Genomic DNA, 15,597 nt, shown 5'->3' with positions numbered 1-15,597 from the left:
TATGAAAAAAATACTTTTATTTTTTAGTTTTCTTTTTCTTTTAAGTTGTCAGAGTTCTAGTCAACTAAAAATACTTGCTGATTTACCAAAAGTTTTAGAAGAAGTTTCTGGTACAGAAATTGTGCAAGATTCAAAATATATTTGGATGTTGAATGATGGTGGAAATCCTCCTAAATTATATGGAATTTCTAAAAAAGGAAACATTAAAAAAGAAGTTTATGTGAAAGCTAAAAATAGCGATTGGGAAGATTTAACTTCTGATAAAAATGGAAATCTTTATATTGGTGATTTTGGAAATAATCTAAATAAAAGACAAGATTTGGTGATTCTAAAAGTTGATAAAAAGTACTTAAATAGAAAGAATGCAGAGGTAGAAAGAATAAGATTTAAGTACCCAAATCAATATAAATTTCCACCTAAGAAAAAGAACTTATTTTTTGATACGGAAGCTTTTTTCTATTTTAAAAGCAACCTTTATATCTTTACAAAAGGCAGAGTAAAAAAGAAATATGGCAAAACTTCGTTGTATAAAATTCCAGCTATAAAAGGGAAACATATAGCCAAATTCATTGACGAATATGAAAATTGTAAAGATTTAGAATGTTGGATTACAGCTGCAGATATTTCTGATGATGGTAAAAAAGTGGCACTTTTATCACAAAAAAACATTCTTATTTTTTCTGATTTTAAAAATGATAATTTCTTGTCAGATAAAGTACAGAAAATAGAATTTAACAATCGTTCTCAAAAAGAAGGAATTTGTTTTAAAGACAACAACACACTTTTAATTACTGATGAAAAAGCGCACGGAACAGGTGGCAATTTGTATGCGTTAAAATTTTAACTCATAGTGATAAATTTCCATAAAAGTAATCCCCAACCTAAAACTAAAAACAATCCACCTAAAGGAGTAACAGGCCCTAAAAATTTTAGCTTTTTGTTTTTTGCTGATGAAATAACCAAACCATAAATAGAAAAAGAAAACAAAAAAGTACCTATTATAAAAGCGTAAATTATAGAGTTATTTATAGTTTGATTTTTATCAAAATTAAAACCCAAAACAAGCAAGATAATAGCGTGATACATTTGGTATTTTACACCTGTTTCAAAACTTTGTAGTTGTTCTGAATTCAGTTTCTTTTTTAATAGATGAGCTCCAAAAGCTCCAAAAATTACTGCAGTTAAACCGAAAAATGTTCCAAAAATTAAGGCAAGTGTGTTCATATTTTTAAAATTTAAAACCTAATCCTATGGCAATTCGTGTGCCATCATCACTTTTAAAAAGAGCCATATTTGCTCCTAACATATTGGCAGCGTTAAAGAAAAAGCCACCTCCGTAAGAAGTGTTCCAATCATTGCTATTTGCTGTTCTAGGAAATCCGCCCCAAACTTTACCATAATCAAAACCAGCATACAGACCAATATTTAATGGCACTAAACTAGTTTTAACTTTGCTGAGTAACCAGCGTAAATCTGAAGTGTGATAAAATGAGTTTTTACCCGTAAAACGTTGATTTCTGTATCCTCTTAGTCCAAATTTATTACCTCCAATACTAGCAACTTGGTAAAACTCATATCCATTTCCAAAAGTTAAATGAGAGTGAAATTTTGTGGCAAAAACGAACTTGCCATTTGAGGCAATTTTTTGATTGAAAGCAATAGTAGGAATTACATAAGAAAAACTATTTTTATTATCTAGATTAGAAGTATAACCGATTTTTAATTCGGTTTCCATTCCATTTGTGGTAAAAGCAGCATTGTCTTTATTTTCAAAATGATAACTAATTTCTGTATTAAAGAAGTTTTGATTGTTAAAAATTGCATCATTTGGAGAGAATTTTGTTCCTATAAATCTACTTGGGGTATTTTCTACTTTAAAGTTTTGAAAGGCTGCACCAATTTTAATTTGTGCTCCTAAATCTCCTTCCCATTTTATAAAAGTTTTAGCGTTTAATTGCTTTATTTTTACTCTATTGTAATCTTGTTCTTTTAAATTTTTTGCTTGAAGATTGACAGTGTTATTACCCAATCCAAAATAATTAATTGCAAAATTAGGACTTGTAAAACTGGCTTCTAAACCAAGATTCCAATTAGAAAAAACATTAGCAAATTCACCCGAATAATTTAACTCAAAACCCTTAGTGGCAAAGTAATAATAGCCCGAAATAATATGTTGAGAAGAATATGGATTCCTTTCAAAACCATTTACTGTATATACATTTGATAAACCCAATTTAATACCATCATCAGGGTTAAACCATATTGCAGGATTTATGATGTTTAAACTATTTTTTAGCTTTTTATAATTGTACACATTGGTTTCATAATTATCCGTTAATTTTACGCTTCCTTTTTTGGTAATAAAAGTATTTTTCTTTGATTTTTGATCGTAAATTTTTATTTTTTTACCGTTTAAAATATTGTAAGTGTCGTTATTCTGTCCGCCAATAATTCTAATTTTTATCAAATTATAAGCATCACCTTTTACCACAAAAGTATCATCATCATCTAAACCATAAATCCAAATTTCTTTAGTTTCTGGTTTAGTGTATGTTTTTTGATGAAAAATGGTTCCTTTTTTGCCTTTTTTAATTCTGTATCCAGTAATTTTTGTTTGCCCATTTTTTAATCTTTCAATGTCAAACCAATCATCTTTATGAGTACCTTTTATCACTAAAAACTGATTCATATACTTATAATAAACATCAGAAATTTTCTGAAGATTTGCTCTTCTACCTTGTAGTTTTTTCTTTATTTTATTGATGGTTTCACCTTTAACTTCATCAGGAAAAAGTGAAAAAGCATCCTCTATAATTGCATCAGTAATGTTAGAAGTAATTAGTTTAACTTGAGCATCCCAATCTTTTTTATTTGATTTTGTGATTAAAAACATATCTAGTGGATAAGGCTCTAGATTAAACCAAGCAGGACTTTTTAATTCCTTGCTATAAGCTCTCATTAAACGTAAAGCAGGAACATTATTTGTGGCAAATTTTAGCAAAGCACCATCTCCCATTATAGAAAAAGCTTGGTCTCTATCTCTAGGAATGGGTCTGTAAATTGTTTGTTTTTCTTCCTTAAAAACGGCCCATCTCCATTGATCTTCATGTCTGTCCCAATCGCCAATTAACATATCAAATAAACGTGCTTTTATGTATGCTTTTTCATCTAAAATATGTTTTTCATTTTTGCTTAAATTTTTTAATAAATCGTCTGTACTAATTACTTTATTGGCAAAACCAAAACTTGCTTTGTCTCCGTGACCAGAAGCTGCTCTTTCTTCAATCATATATAATTCATCACCAAAATCAGCATTAAAATGACCTAAACTATTTTGCTTTGGAATGTAATACAAAACAGGATTTGTGTGATAAACGCCAACTGCATCAGACAATTTTCCAATAGTAAAAGGTGCATACGGATGTGAGCCAGTAAAAACATCATTTAATAAATCTTCTGTGGTAGTATTATTAAACTGACCTTCTATATATTGATCTTTAAAAGCAACAGCTTGTAAATATTGCACCGCATTTTTGCGCAAAGCACGCATAACATATTCTCGTCCTTTTTTGTCTTTTAATCTTAACGATTTAGATTGATGTCCACCACCTTTTCTAACAGGTTTTAATCCGCCAAAAAGGGTGTCTAGACTTACTGTTGGCGCGTTTACTTTTGTGCCAAAATATTTTCGATAACGATTTCCCCATAAATATCTATAAAAACCACTTTTAGCAACTTCTTTATCAGTATAAACAGCTGCTTTTTTATGTGTGATGTTATTTTTAGGAAACGTAGTAAAAACCTTCTTTTTATTAGGTGATAAAACATTAGTTTCATAAACCATTTTATCATCTTTAACCGTATAAAAACTTACTTTAGACGAACCATCTTTATACACATCTAATTTAGCAAAACCTTGCGCGCCATAAGTAAATTTGGTTCCTTTTGTTAATTTTGTTGCATTGGTTTTAGAGCCAGAACCGCTTATAATTTGCGGAAGGTTGTCTTTAACAATATATTGTAAATTATGGTCATGACCAGAAACAAAAATGGTTTTATCGTTTTCTTGAGATAGGGTTACAATGTGTTTTTTTAGCTCATTATATTTTTTGTTTTGGATGTCTGTATTTGATAATCCTGATGATTTTCTAATCAAGTTTTTTACAGAACCTAAAACCGGTAAAGGATTCATATGACTGCCAAAAGAATATTTACCTCCATGAGAACCATCTGTAAACATTGGATGATGCATTGTAATTATCGTGGTTTTACCTCTTGCTTTTTTAATCAAACCTTCTAACTCATCAAAGAATTTTACTCTCGTTTTAATTTCGCAATTATCATTTATTGTTGGGTGTTTGTCCCAATTTGTTAAATACCAATGTGTGTCAACAATTATTAAAACGATGTTTTTAGAAATGGTTACTTTTTCTAACGGACAACTATTTTGTGGTAAAAAAGATTTTTTACCCAATGCTTTTTCAACTAATTTTTCTTCTCTTTTTAATCCTTTTAAACCATTATACCAATCGTGATTTCCTGGAATAAAAATTGATTTTCCAATAAACTTTTTAGCAAGATTTGTTTGGGCTTCAATTCTTCTTTTTGCCAATGTATAGTTTTTAGATTTTTTACTAGGAATACCAGATTCATAAACATTATCCCCTAAAAAAAGAAGTGTAGCGTTTTTTGAAGCATTTTTAATGTGTTTTTCTAAATATTTTAAGGCAGGAGAATTTTCTTGCATTGTAGAATTTCCAGCATCTCCAATCAAATAAAAACTATGTTCTATTTTAGAAGAATTGTTTTTAGAAACGGTTTTTTTATCACCAGAAAATTGTGCTTTATAAGTTGCACAACTTGTAAACAATATAATAGAAATAAAATATAAAAATGATTTAAATGAGTTCATAGTTGGCAAGTTAAAAAGTAAAAATACTATTTTATATAAGATTGATAATCTTCTGGCGTGTCTATATCTATAAAAGAATGTTTTCTTTTTATAATGATAGTTTTAGAAGTGTGTTTTTGTAAAAATTCTTTTGCACCTTTATCGCCTTTTAGGAGTAATAAATTTTTAAAATATTTTTTTGGAAAAATTGCAGGAACACCCGCTTTATTCTTATAATTTGATGCAATAATTTTACTATTATCTTTTTGAAATAGAGTTACTAATTTATGTAAATACTCTGGGTTAACCTCAGGTTGATCTGTCAACAAAATTAAAACTCCATCAAAATATAAGTTTTCTTTTTTAAAATGATGAATGCCAGCAACAATACTAGAACTTAAACCAGATTCAAAATTTTTATTATAAATAAATTTGATGTTTTTTGTGGTAATTTCTTCTTTAATTTTCTCAGCATTTGCACCCAAAACACAAAACACATTAGAAGAAAAGATGGTTTTGGCAGTTTCTAAAGTGATGTCTAAAAGCGTTTTATTGTTGATTTTTAGAAGCTGTTTTATCGCATTCATTCTAGATGATTTTCCGGCGGCTAATACCAAAACAGCAAGATGTTTCATTTAAGAATTATGAATTTTATCATTCAGTTTTCTTAAAGAAAAAGGTTCTTTTTTTCTGATGACAGCTAAAATTTCTGCCACAATAGAAATCGCAATTTCTTCTGGGGTTTGAGCACCAATATGCAAACCAGCAGGCGTGTAAATACATTCTAAAAAATCATCAGAAATATCAGGTACAAATTCAAAAAGTTCATTAAATAAACGTTCTCTTCTATTTGGGGCTCCTAAAATGCCAATATATTTAGGCTTGTATTCAGAGAGTTTTACCACATATTTTAAATCTTGCACATAACTATGATTCATAATTACAATGGCTGTATTTTCTTCAATATCAGAAAATTGAATGGTTTCTGGAGAATCGTCAATAACCGAATTTGCACCTGTAAAATCATAGATTTGTTTACTTTCTTTTGCGGAGGTTATTACATCAATTTCCCAACCTAAATTAGATGCTATTTTACATAATTTTACAGCATCGTGTTCACCTCCAATAATAATGAGTTTAAAAGCAGGTTGTAAAATTTGAGTAAAAATAGCAGGGTTTTCTTTTAAATTTAAGGTAAAAGAATTTGAGAAAGTAAACAGCTGATTATTATTTTGAAAACTAACCAAAGAACCAAAATTACCAAAAGCTTCATCTTTTTTTATAAAAGAGCTTTCAATTTTTAATGGTTCTCTGTTTTTATTTGCATTCGAAAATGTTTTTAAAAAATTATCAGAAACAAAAAAAGGCTCAATTAAAATATACAGAATTCCTTCGCAACCTAATCTATATCTACCATCGTAAGTAATTATTTTGGGTTTACTATCAACAAAAATACTTTTTGCTCTTTGTATAATTTCTTTTTCTACACAACCGCCAGAAACTGCGCCAACAGAATTTAAATCTTCAGAAATTAACATTCTAACACCAGGTTTTCTGTAAGAAGAACCCTCTAAATGAACCACAGTTGCCAAGACATTTTTCAATCCTATTTGTTGATTGATAACAGCTTTATTGATAATTTCTTTGAGTTCGTGAATCATTTAATTTGTAATGATTTTACGAATATAAAAATTTAAAAAGTTATTTAATTCCATTCCAATAGTTTTCTTTCATCCCAATAAAAATCTGGAGAAGTTTGGAAAGATTTTAGCGATTCAATTTCGTCATCAGAAAGAGTAAAAGAATTTACTTTTATATTTTCTTGCAGTTGATTTGTGTTTGCAGCACCACTTAAAACAATACTTTTAGGAATGGTTTGATCGCAATATTTTAATGCAATTGCGTCTATACCCACTGTATGTTTTTTTGCTAAACTTTCTAAAGTTGCATATATTTTTTGATAATGAGGATAGTTTTTATTGCGAAACACACGTCCATTTGCCAAAGCTTCTTTAATAACAATCGATTTATTTTGATGGATTAATTCATCAACAATTTCTAATAAACTTTGGTCTAAAAAATTATACGTTACTTGAAAAACATCAAAAAGTTGCTCTCCATCAACCAAAACACTTAACGCTTTTTTAATGACTTCTACTTGATTTGTTCCTGTTGTAGTCAATCCAATTTTAAGATGATGTTCTTTTTTTAAACGTCCTAATTCTTTAAGAATAGCAACATTTTCTAAAACGCCAGTTTCTAAAGTTGCAGAATGAATTTGATAGACTTTTAAGTAGGGCAGGAGTTGTTTAGAGGAATTCCATTGTTCTTGTAATTTTGTAAAACTGTGTTCTTTTACTTCGTGTATTTTTGCATTTGTATCAAAATTTGCAGTGTAGGTGTATCCCCATTTTGTGGCGACTTCAATGGTTTTATCGTTTTTGGTTTGTAACCATTCTAAGAGCAATTCTTCAGCCAAACCATAGCCAGGAGCCGTATCAAAATATCTGATTTCTGAATTGTAAGCATCTTCCAAAACAGCAAAACTTTGTTTTCTAAAGAGTTCTAAATTTGAATTATCGCAATTTTCTTGACGCACATTAATGTATTGAGGTCTGCCTAAAGCAGCTGTTCCTAAACCTAATTTCATATTTTTTTTATTTGGTTTCAGACCTCAAAGGTTTTTAAAACCTGTGAGGTCTTCTTTATTTTAAGAGCTACAAGATAACATAGAGCAACCTATTTTATGCCTTGCCCATTCTGGGCGTTTTACAAACCATTTTTGATATTTTGGTTGTTCTGAATAGGGTTTTTTTAAGAGTTTGTAGAATTCATCAATTAAAGAATAATCTCCATTATCTGCAGCATCAATGGCTAATTGTGCCATATAATTTCTAAGAACGTATTTAGGATTTACGGCATCCATTTTTTCTTTTCTTTCTTCGAATGAAATCGTTTCTTTTTCTAATCTTTTAGCATAGTTTTCGAACCATAAAGTCCATTGATTTTTAACTTCATCAGAAATATCATCTAAATTATAAAATGCTTTTTCTATTAATTGAAAGCCAGTTTTTTCATCAGAGAAATTACTTAGACTTCTAAAGAAAATAGTCATATCAGTTTCTGTTAACTGTAAAGTGTCTTCTAAATTCTGAATCAATTTTAAATCATTTTCATCATCAATAAATAATCCCAATTTAGATTGCATCATTCGTAAAGATTTCTTTTCAAAATCAACTTTATATTGATTTAAAATAGTTTCTAAAGGTTTAATTTCTTCAATTATCGGATACAAAGCATTTGCTAATTGATATAAATTCCACAAACCAATATTTGGTTGATTTCCATATCTGTAACGTTTATGTTGTCTGTCAGTTGTATTAGGTGTCCAACTAAAATCGAAACCTTCTAACCAACCATAAGGTCCATAATCTATTGTTAAACCTAAGATAGACATATTATCAGTATTCATAACTCCGTGTACAAAACCTACTCTTTGCCAATGAATTATCATATCTAAAGTGGATTCTGAAACTTCTTTAAAAAAGTGGATATAGGTTTCTTTGGATGGTTTTCCTAAATGTGAAAAATGATGTTTGATAGTATAATCTACCAAAACTTTTAAATTTTTTACATCTTTTCTTGCAGCAAAAATTTCATAATTACCAAAACGTAAAAAACTTGGCGAAATTCGAGAAACGATTGCGCCTTTTTCATACGCTGGATTTCCATCATATAACACATCACGTAAAACTTTATTGCCAGATAAACTTAATGACAAAGCTCTTGTGGTTGGAACACCTAAATGAAACATTGCTTCGCTACACAAATATTCTCTAATTGATGAACGTAAAACCGCCAAACCATCTGCAGTTCTAGAATAAGGGGTTTCGCCAGTGCCTTTTAATTGTACTTTCCAATTTTTATTTTGTTGTTGAATTTCGAATAAATTAATAGCTCTTCCATCGCCTAATTGTCCTGCCCAATTGCCAAATTGATGACCTCCATAACACTTTGCATATGGTTTTGTATTTGGATATATTTCATTTCCTGTAACAATATTTTTAAAGAATTCTGATTTTGTTTCTTCCTCAGAGATTCCTAACTCATCAGCCATTTTTTGAGAAACGTGAATTACTTTTGGAGCTTTTGTTTTCTTAGGATTTACATACGAAAAAACAGCTTCTGTAACTTGTCTTCTTGAGTTTTCAAGATTTGAATCTGAAGGTAATTCTTTTATAAAAGTTTCTTTTATGTTTAGTTTCATATTAATTTATCTAACCATTTTTGAAGTTTTTTGCCAGAAAGATTTCTCAACTTTTTATCATTAATAGTAATTGTAGGAAAATTTAGTTTTCTATTTTTATACAAGTTACACAATTCTTCTGCAAACGTTTCATTTTGTTCAATATCTAATAACACGTAATTTAAGTTACTCGTTTCTAAAAATGTTTTGTAATATTGAGTTTTATGACATCTTTCTGTGCCATAAAGTTTAATTATCATATTATTTAAAATAGATTCCCTGTGCAGGAATGACAAAAAATTACTTCAATTTATCTGAATGTAATTTTCTCAATTTAGCCAATTTTGGTGCAATTACAAAACTACAATATCCTTGCTGAGTGTTTTCTCTATAATAATTTTGATGTTCATCTTCTGCTTCATAAAAAATAGTTAATGGACTAATTTGGGTCACAATTTTATTCTCATAGTAAACTTGAATTTGCTTTAAAACTTCCTCAGAAATCTGCTTCTGATTTTCATTGTGATAAAAAATTACAGAACGATATTGAGTTCCTTTATCTGCTCCTTGTCTATTTAAAGTTGTTGGGTTGTGAGTGGTCATAAAAATGACTAGAATGTCTTTAAAAGAAATGATATTTGCATTAAAAGTAATTTGAATTACTTCTGCGTAACCTGTTAAGCCAGAACAAATTTCTCTGTAAGTTGGTTTTTCTGGAGCGTTACCACCAGCATAACCAGATACTACTTTTTCTACACCTTTTACTTCTTGGAATACAGCTTCTGTACACCAAAAACATCCACCTCCTAAAGTGGCAATTTGTATATTTTTACTCATTTTTAGAATTCCCTTTCTCTAATTGCATAGATTCAGAATTAATGCAATAACGCAATCCACTTGGTTCAGGTCCATCTGGGAAAACGTGTCCTAAATGAGCGTCGCAAGTATTGCATAAAACTTCGACTCTAATCATACCAAAAGAAATATCTTTATGATATTTAATGGCATTTTCTTTAATGGGTTGTGTAAAACTTGGCCAGCCAGTGCCTGAACTAAATTTAATTGTAGAATCGAACAAAGGTGTATTGCAACAAACACAGTTGTATTGTCCTTTATCATAAATACTACATAAATCACCACTATGTGGTTTTTCTGTACCTTTTTTTCTTGTAATTCTAAATTGCTCTGGGGTTAATTGAGCTTTCCATTCTGTTTCAGATTTTTCAACTCTTTGGTTAGGAGTTAGATTTCCTTTTGTTGCGAAGTGTATTACATCTTTCCAAGTAAGCATATTTTATTTCCTTTCTTTTCTAAATTAGTATGGTTATGCTAACTGTTTTTTAGACGTAAAAACACTTGTTACCTTACAAATAATTCTTAATTTGTAAGCTTTGAAAGCATTGCATAAATTTACGACGAATATTGATGAGAAGAAAAAAGGTGTCATCATTTCTTTTTATTCATTTATAAAATAACTTTACAATGAGCACATTAATTGTTGATGTTGAAAAACACGTTTTTAACTTATTAAATACGGATTTAGAAAGAAAGTATGTATATCATAATTTGGCACATACTCAGCGTGTAGTTGAATATACAAAAGAACTTATTGAAAATTTAAAAGTGGCTAAAACAGCAGCCGAAAATTTAGAAATAGCGGCTTGGTTTCATGATACTGGTTTTGTAAAAGGAGCAGAAAATCACGAAGAAGAAAGTGTTAGAATTGCTGCAGATTTTTTAAAGCGTCATAAAGTTGCTGATAAAAGAATTGAAGCTATTTCTAAATTGATATTAGCCACAAAAATGAATCATCAACCTAAAGATGATTTAGAAAAAATAATTGCTGATGCAGATTGTGCTCATTTAGCATCAAAAAACTTTTTTGATTATACTTCTTTATTAAGAAAAGAATGGGAGTTAACTGGTTTAAAAAATGTTTCTGATGCGGATTGGATTGCTGCAAATATTGTTTTTTTTACTGAAAAACATCGCTATAATACAGAATATGCTTTAAAAAATTGGACAAAAACCAAAGAGAAAAACTTATCGAAATTAATAAAGAATCAGAAAGATTTAAAAGAAGATGTTAAAAAATTTAATCAGAAGCAAGAAGCTTTAGAGTTAAAGAAAGAAAAAGGAGATGTGCCAGAACGTGGTGTAGAAACTATGTTTAGAGTTGCGCTTAGAAATCATATTACATTAAGTGATATTGCAGATACAAAAGCCAATATTTTGCTATCTGTAAATGCTATTATTATTTCTTTGGCTTTATCTAACTTATTGCCAAAGTTAGATAATCCTTCTAATGAACATTTATTTATTCCTACAATAATTTTTATCACTTTTACAGTTGCCTCAATTGTTTTGTCTGTTTTAGCTACAAGACCTAATGTTACTGGCGGAAAGTTTTCTAAAGAAGATGTTGCTAATAAAAAAGTAAATTTACTTTTTTTTGGGAATTTTCATAAAATGAAATTAGAAGATTTTGAATGGGGAATGAAAGAAATGATGAAAGATAGAGAATATCTATATGGTTCTTTAACCAAAGATTTATATTTTTTAGGATTGGTTTTAAATAGAAAATATAACCTACTTAGAATAACTTATACAGTATTTATGATAGGTATTATTGTAAGTGTATTAGCTTTTGCAATTTCGTTTTATTATCAAGCAATGGCTGTTTAAGCTTCAATTTCTTTAATTAAATCTTTAAAAGTGATGGTGTTGTTTTCGTCAAAATCTTTTTGATAAATAACTTCTACTCTTAATGCTTTTAAGCCAGAAACTCCTTGTAAATCTTCTAACTCTAAGAACTCAATTTTACCTAATTGATTTTTAGATTGCAAGTAATTAATGTATTTTACATATTCTAAAGCATCTTTTTCTTGAGAATATACAATAGCAATTTTACCAGGAACAGTTAATCTTTTTTTTGTGTCTTTAATGTGAGCTTTGTCTATGCGTTTTTTTATAATTTCGTACCTAATATTGTATGCGCCATCTACATCGAACTGCTTTTCATCCATTCTAAATTTTATAGCCATAGCATTACTATGAATTAGAATTAATGAGGCAACTCGTAAATCATATTGCATATTTTTACGTTCGTAGAAAGCAATATTTTCCATTTCGCAAGTAATCTGTAATTGCCATAAACGCAGGTTGTATAAGTACAAATTATCAAAAGTTTTTTCTTTTGTAATAGATTGTCCTATATACATATTGTATTCTACACCATCAGTTTTGTATCGCTCAAAATAATGAGGAAACATTTCTTGTGCTTGTTTCTGTTTATGGTCTAAAAAATTGGCTAGTTTATCATTTAAAAGTGTAACACTGTTTTCGTATTCTTTCCTTTTTTCATACACAACATTTAGATTTTTATCTAAACGATTCAGGTAAACCGCTACCTTTTTTGAAAGCTGAGAATTAATGTTTTTTATATGATTAAAAACAGGGTAGATTTCTCTATTTAAAAACTCTAAAATACTAACCTCATCACCAGCGTTTAAACCTTTTTTTACGTCCTTTAAATAAGTAGAAACTCTAAACATTAACTCATTATAAATAGGAAGTTTTTCTGTTTTACAAGCGTCTTTTAATACAGTAATTGCTAAAGATAATTGTGTGGTTAAATCTTGTTTTATTACTTGGTTTCTTGCGTTTGAAGAACCTTTTATATCACTCTGACCAAATAAAGGATATACATTATTAAAAACAATTTCATCTAGTTGTGCATTTTTATCAGATTGATGTTCTGCGTGATATTTTTCTGCAGCTTCATAAAAGCGCCATTTTACAGAATTATGAATAGAAGTATAGTTTTCTTGAATAGTAGCTTCTAAAATATTTTGCCTTTCTTCAGAAGTTCTTTTTACTGCAGCTTCAAAAACAGGAATAATATCTTTTAATTTATTAATGTTTACAGAATTTAATTCATAAGCTCTTGAGGATGCAATTTCTAATAAAGCTAAATCTTGATTTACGTCAACTTTTATAGGAATTAACACGATACTTTGTATACCTAAGTTGTGTAAATTTTGATAAAAAGAATTTTTGTTAGTTTGTAATCCATACTCTTCTACATCAGAAATAACAAAGGTTTCGTATTTGGTAAAAACTTTTTGCATAATTTCATTACAGAAATAACCATTTTTACAATTGATTCCTTTTATGTTTTTTAAGAAAATACTGCGCGATTTTTTTACAACAGTATCACAGATTTGTGTGTTTATATTATGATAAACAGAGAAGCCTAATTGTAAATCTTTAATGCTATAAAAATCTCTTAAATTATTTTGAAGCCTAAATATTAAATCGTCTCCACCAGCCAATAGGTTTGCTTTTATAGAAGAAATCATTTCTTCTGCGGTAACATCAAATAAATTGATGAGACCAAAACCTTTAAAAATATAGCTGTTTGGCGGAAATTTTTCTTTCCATAAATTGATGTTGTCAAAATTGTTTACTAAATCTTTAAAGTCTTCCTCAGTTATTTTTGGAGCATTTTCGGTGGCAGTAATTTCTGAAAAATCGCCATTAAAAGCAGCTCTATAGTATTTCATTGTTCCGGTTGTTTTGTCTGGAATATCAAAATAAAAAGGTCTTTTTACATCAATAAAATAACCATATACAAAGCCTAAAATAAATGTACAACTCATAATGTACATACTATCATCTTCAAAATTACGAACATTTAATTCGAAATCTTCATCTGCATTTTTTAAGATATTTTCAAAACGTTCTGTAAACTTAAAAGAGGTAAAAGAAAAAGGAATACTTGCCGCTTTAATTTCGTTAGATTGAAGTATTTCTGGAAATAAAGGATTTAATAATAAATCTATTTGGTCTTTGTATTTTTCTAATAAAGTATAATCTGAAAAACCATCATTTAATTCTGGATGCTTTTTAAAAAGATGAACCATCTTAATTGCAGAAGTATGAAAAGGATGATTTTCGTAATCTTTATGAGCATATTTTTCAAATAAAATAGATACTTTTTTAAAAGATATATTTAATTGAAGAGGTAATTCTACCTCAGAAACTAAACTCGATTTTATAATCTTCATATCTTTTAAGCAGTATTAGTTTTAAAATATTACTATGTTTTTAGACGTATTAAGGTAACTAAAGTTACAAGGAATGAGTTATTTCTGTCTAAAATAAATAGTAATTGGTATTCCTGTAAAGTTATAAATTTCTCTTAATTTGTTTTCAACAAAACGTTTGTAAGGATCTTTAACATACTGTGGCAAATTACAAAAGAAGGCAAACTGCGGTGTTGGAGTTGGTAACTGCATGCAGTACTTAATTTTTACAAATTTTCCTTTTGTTGCTGGAGGTGGATAGCTCTTAACAATCTCTAACATTGTGTCGTTAAATTTACTTGTAGGAATTCTGTTTTTTCTGTTTTCAAAAACCTCAACAGCAGTTTCTATGGCTTTAAATAAACGCTGTTTTGTTAATGCAGAAATAAATACAATTGGCACATCTGTAAACGGCTCAATTTGTTTTCTAACCATTGCTTCAAAATCGCGCATTGTGTTGGTTTCTTTTTCAATCAAATCCCATTTATTGATTAAAATTACAACACCTTTTCTGTTTTTTTCTGCCAACCAAAATATATTTTGATCTTGACCTTCAAAACCACGAGTGGCATCAACTACTAAAATAATTACATCAGAATATTCTATAGAACGTACAGCACGCATTACAGAATAGAATTCTAAATCTTCTTTTACTCTCGATTTTTTTCTGATTCCTGCAGTATCAACTAAATTAAAGTCAAATCCAAATCTGTTGTATTTTGTGTCTATAGAATCTCTTGTGGTACCTGCAATATTGGTTACAATATTTCTTTCTTCGCCAATTAAAGCATTGATAAAAGATGATTTTCCTGCATTGGGTCTACCAACAACTGCAAATCTTGGTAATTCTTCTTTCTCTAAATCTACTTCTTCGGGAGCTGGCATTTCTTTTGCAAGAGCGTCTAGTAAATCTCCGGTACCACTTCCATTAATTGAAGAAATAGTATGATAATCACCCAAACCTAAATTGTAAAATTCTACAGCATCAGCAGCTCGCATTGCGTTGTCAACTTTATTTACAGCCGTAAAAATTGGCTTTTTTACTTTGCGTAAAAGTTTTGCAACTTCAGCATCCATAGGTGTTATGCCATCTTCTACATCAACCACAAAAACAATAATATCTGCTTCATCAATTGCAAGAGCAACTTGTTTTCTAATTTCTTCTTCAAAAATATCATCAGAACCAACAGCATATCCACCAGTATCAATTACCGAAAATTCTTTTCCATTCCAATCAGATTTTCCATAATGTCTGTCTCTTGTAACTCCGCTTACAGAATCTACAATGGCTTCTCTACGCTGAACTAATCTGTTAAAAAGTGTTGACTTCCCTACATTTGGTCTTCCTACAATGGCAACTATGCTATTCATTT

13 protein-coding genes are annotated in these 15,597 nt (G+C 29.2%); 2 read left to right on the top strand and 11 right to left on the bottom strand.

Going from position 1 to position 15,597, the window contains the following annotated elements; all coding sequences use genetic code 11:
* The first annotated feature begins 1 nt into the window (after window position 1).
* Complete coding sequence (locus ACY2RX_RS05095; RefSeq protein ID WP_490102884.1) at window positions 2-844, top strand: hypothetical protein; 843 nt, start codon at window positions 2-4, stop codon at window positions 842-844.
* Here ACY2RX_RS05095 and ACY2RX_RS05090 read toward each other — a convergent pair.
* Genes ACY2RX_RS05090 through msrB form a run of 9 tightly spaced genes read right to left on the bottom strand, consistent with a single transcriptional unit; the run spans window position 841 to window position 10,428 of the window.
* The gene (locus ACY2RX_RS05090) at window positions 841-1,224 is read right to left on the bottom strand and encodes a DUF423 domain-containing protein (protein WP_490102883.1); all 384 of its coding nucleotides are present in this window, start codon (window positions 1,222-1,224) and stop codon (window positions 841-843) included. The genes ACY2RX_RS05095 and ACY2RX_RS05090 overlap by 4 nt on opposite strands.
* A 4-nt stretch (window positions 1,225-1,228) precedes the next feature.
* Complete coding sequence (locus tag ACY2RX_RS05085; RefSeq protein WP_490102882.1) at window positions 1,229-4,912, bottom strand: metallophosphoesterase; 3,684 nt, start codon at window positions 4,910-4,912, stop codon at window positions 1,229-1,231.
* 26 nt (window positions 4,913-4,938) lie between these two features.
* Window positions 4,939-5,526 carry a nucleotidyltransferase family protein gene (locus ACY2RX_RS05080; RefSeq protein ID WP_490102881.1) on the bottom strand — a complete coding sequence of 196 codons (588 nt, stop codon included), beginning with the start codon at window positions 5,524-5,526 and terminating at the stop codon, window positions 4,939-4,941.
* Window positions 5,527-6,552, bottom strand: a complete 1,026-nt coding sequence (locus ACY2RX_RS05075; RefSeq protein WP_490102880.1) for an XdhC family protein — start codon at window positions 6,550-6,552, stop codon at window positions 5,527-5,529. It abuts the gene before it with no gap.
* Window positions 6,553-6,596: 44 nt separating this feature from the next.
* A complete protein-coding gene (locus tag ACY2RX_RS05070) occupies window positions 6,597-7,541 on the bottom strand; it encodes an aldo/keto reductase (RefSeq protein WP_490102879.1) in 945 nt (314 codons plus the stop codon).
* A gap of 60 nt (window positions 7,542-7,601) precedes the next feature.
* Window positions 7,602-9,158, bottom strand: a complete 1,557-nt coding sequence (locus ACY2RX_RS05065) for a protein adenylyltransferase SelO (RefSeq protein WP_490102878.1) — start codon at window positions 9,156-9,158, stop codon at window positions 7,602-7,604.
* Window positions 9,155-9,397: a glutaredoxin family protein gene (locus ACY2RX_RS05060; RefSeq protein WP_490102877.1), complete on the bottom strand. Its 243-nt coding sequence runs from the start codon at window positions 9,395-9,397 to the stop codon at window positions 9,155-9,157. Before ACY2RX_RS05060 ends, ACY2RX_RS05065 begins: the two co-directional genes overlap by 4 nt.
* Before the next feature lie 40 nt (window positions 9,398-9,437).
* Window positions 9,438-9,974, bottom strand: coding sequence for a peptide-methionine (S)-S-oxide reductase MsrA (gene msrA, locus ACY2RX_RS05055; protein WP_490102876.1), 537 nt, complete (start codon window positions 9,972-9,974; stop codon window positions 9,438-9,440).
* Window positions 9,967-10,428, bottom strand: a complete 462-nt coding sequence (gene msrB, locus ACY2RX_RS05050; RefSeq protein WP_490102875.1) for a peptide-methionine (R)-S-oxide reductase MsrB — start codon at window positions 10,426-10,428, stop codon at window positions 9,967-9,969. Before msrB ends, msrA begins: the two co-directional genes overlap by 8 nt.
* A 191-nt stretch (window positions 10,429-10,619) precedes the next feature.
* Between msrB and ACY2RX_RS05045 the strand changes: the two genes are divergently transcribed.
* Entirely contained in the window at window positions 10,620-11,822 is a 1,203-nt protein-coding gene (locus ACY2RX_RS05045; protein WP_490102874.1) for a Pycsar system effector family protein, read from the top strand.
* On the opposite strand, the gene ACY2RX_RS05040 is transcribed toward ACY2RX_RS05045, so the two are convergent.
* Both ACY2RX_RS05040 and der read right to left on the bottom strand, forming a co-directional pair.
* Entirely contained in the window at window positions 11,819-14,206 is a 2,388-nt protein-coding gene (locus ACY2RX_RS05040; protein ID WP_490102873.1) for a GAF domain-containing protein, read from the bottom strand. The two genes, ACY2RX_RS05045 and ACY2RX_RS05040, sit on opposite strands and share 4 nt — an antisense overlap.
* 78 nt (window positions 14,207-14,284) lie before the next feature.
* The gene (gene der / locus ACY2RX_RS05035) at window positions 14,285-15,595 is read right to left on the bottom strand and encodes a ribosome biogenesis GTPase Der (RefSeq protein WP_490102872.1); all 1,311 of its coding nucleotides are present in this window, start codon (window positions 15,593-15,595) and stop codon (window positions 14,285-14,287) included.
* Window positions 15,596-15,597: the final 2 nt, after the last annotated feature.

The organism is Polaribacter sp. 2405UD43-2, from assembly GCF_058147125.1.
The sequence above is the reverse complement of the archived record's forward strand: the minus strand, read 5'-3'. Positions and strand labels throughout refer to the sequence as shown.

Excerpts from the sequence above, each read along its gene's own strand:
- ACY2RX_RS05095 (WP_490102884.1), top strand. The coding sequence starts at position 2 with ATGAAAAAAATACTTTTATTTTTTAGTTTTCTTTTTCTTTTAAGTTGT.
- ACY2RX_RS05090 (WP_490102883.1), bottom strand. The coding sequence starts at position 1,224 with ATGAACACACTTGCCTTAATTTTTGGAACATTTTTCGGTTTAACTGCA.
- ACY2RX_RS05085 (WP_490102882.1), bottom strand. The coding sequence starts at position 4,912 with ATGAACTCATTTAAATCATTTTTATATTTTATTTCTATTATATTGTTT.
- ACY2RX_RS05080 (WP_490102881.1), bottom strand. The coding sequence starts at position 5,526 with ATGAAACATCTTGCTGTTTTGGTATTAGCCGCCGGAAAATCATCTAGA.
- ACY2RX_RS05075 (WP_490102880.1), bottom strand. The coding sequence starts at position 6,552 with ATGATTCACGAACTCAAAGAAATTATCAATAAAGCTGTTATCAATCAA.
- ACY2RX_RS05070 (WP_490102879.1), bottom strand. The coding sequence starts at position 7,541 with ATGAAATTAGGTTTAGGAACAGCTGCTTTAGGCAGACCTCAATACATT.
- ACY2RX_RS05065 (WP_490102878.1), bottom strand. The coding sequence starts at position 9,158 with ATGAAACTAAACATAAAAGAAACTTTTATAAAAGAATTACCTTCAGAT.
- ACY2RX_RS05060 (WP_490102877.1), bottom strand. The coding sequence starts at position 9,397 with ATGATAATTAAACTTTATGGCACAGAAAGATGTCATAAAACTCAATAT.
- msrA (WP_490102876.1), bottom strand. The coding sequence starts at position 9,974 with ATGAGTAAAAATATACAAATTGCCACTTTAGGAGGTGGATGTTTTTGG.
- msrB (WP_490102875.1), bottom strand. The coding sequence starts at position 10,428 with ATGCTTACTTGGAAAGATGTAATACACTTCGCAACAAAAGGAAATCTA.
- ACY2RX_RS05045 (WP_490102874.1), top strand. The coding sequence starts at position 10,620 with ATGAGCACATTAATTGTTGATGTTGAAAAACACGTTTTTAACTTATTA.
- ACY2RX_RS05040 (WP_490102873.1), bottom strand. The coding sequence starts at position 14,206 with ATGAAGATTATAAAATCGAGTTTAGTTTCTGAGGTAGAATTACCTCTT.
- der (WP_490102872.1), bottom strand. The coding sequence starts at position 15,595 with ATGAATAGCATAGTTGCCATTGTAGGAAGACCAAATGTAGGGAAGTCA.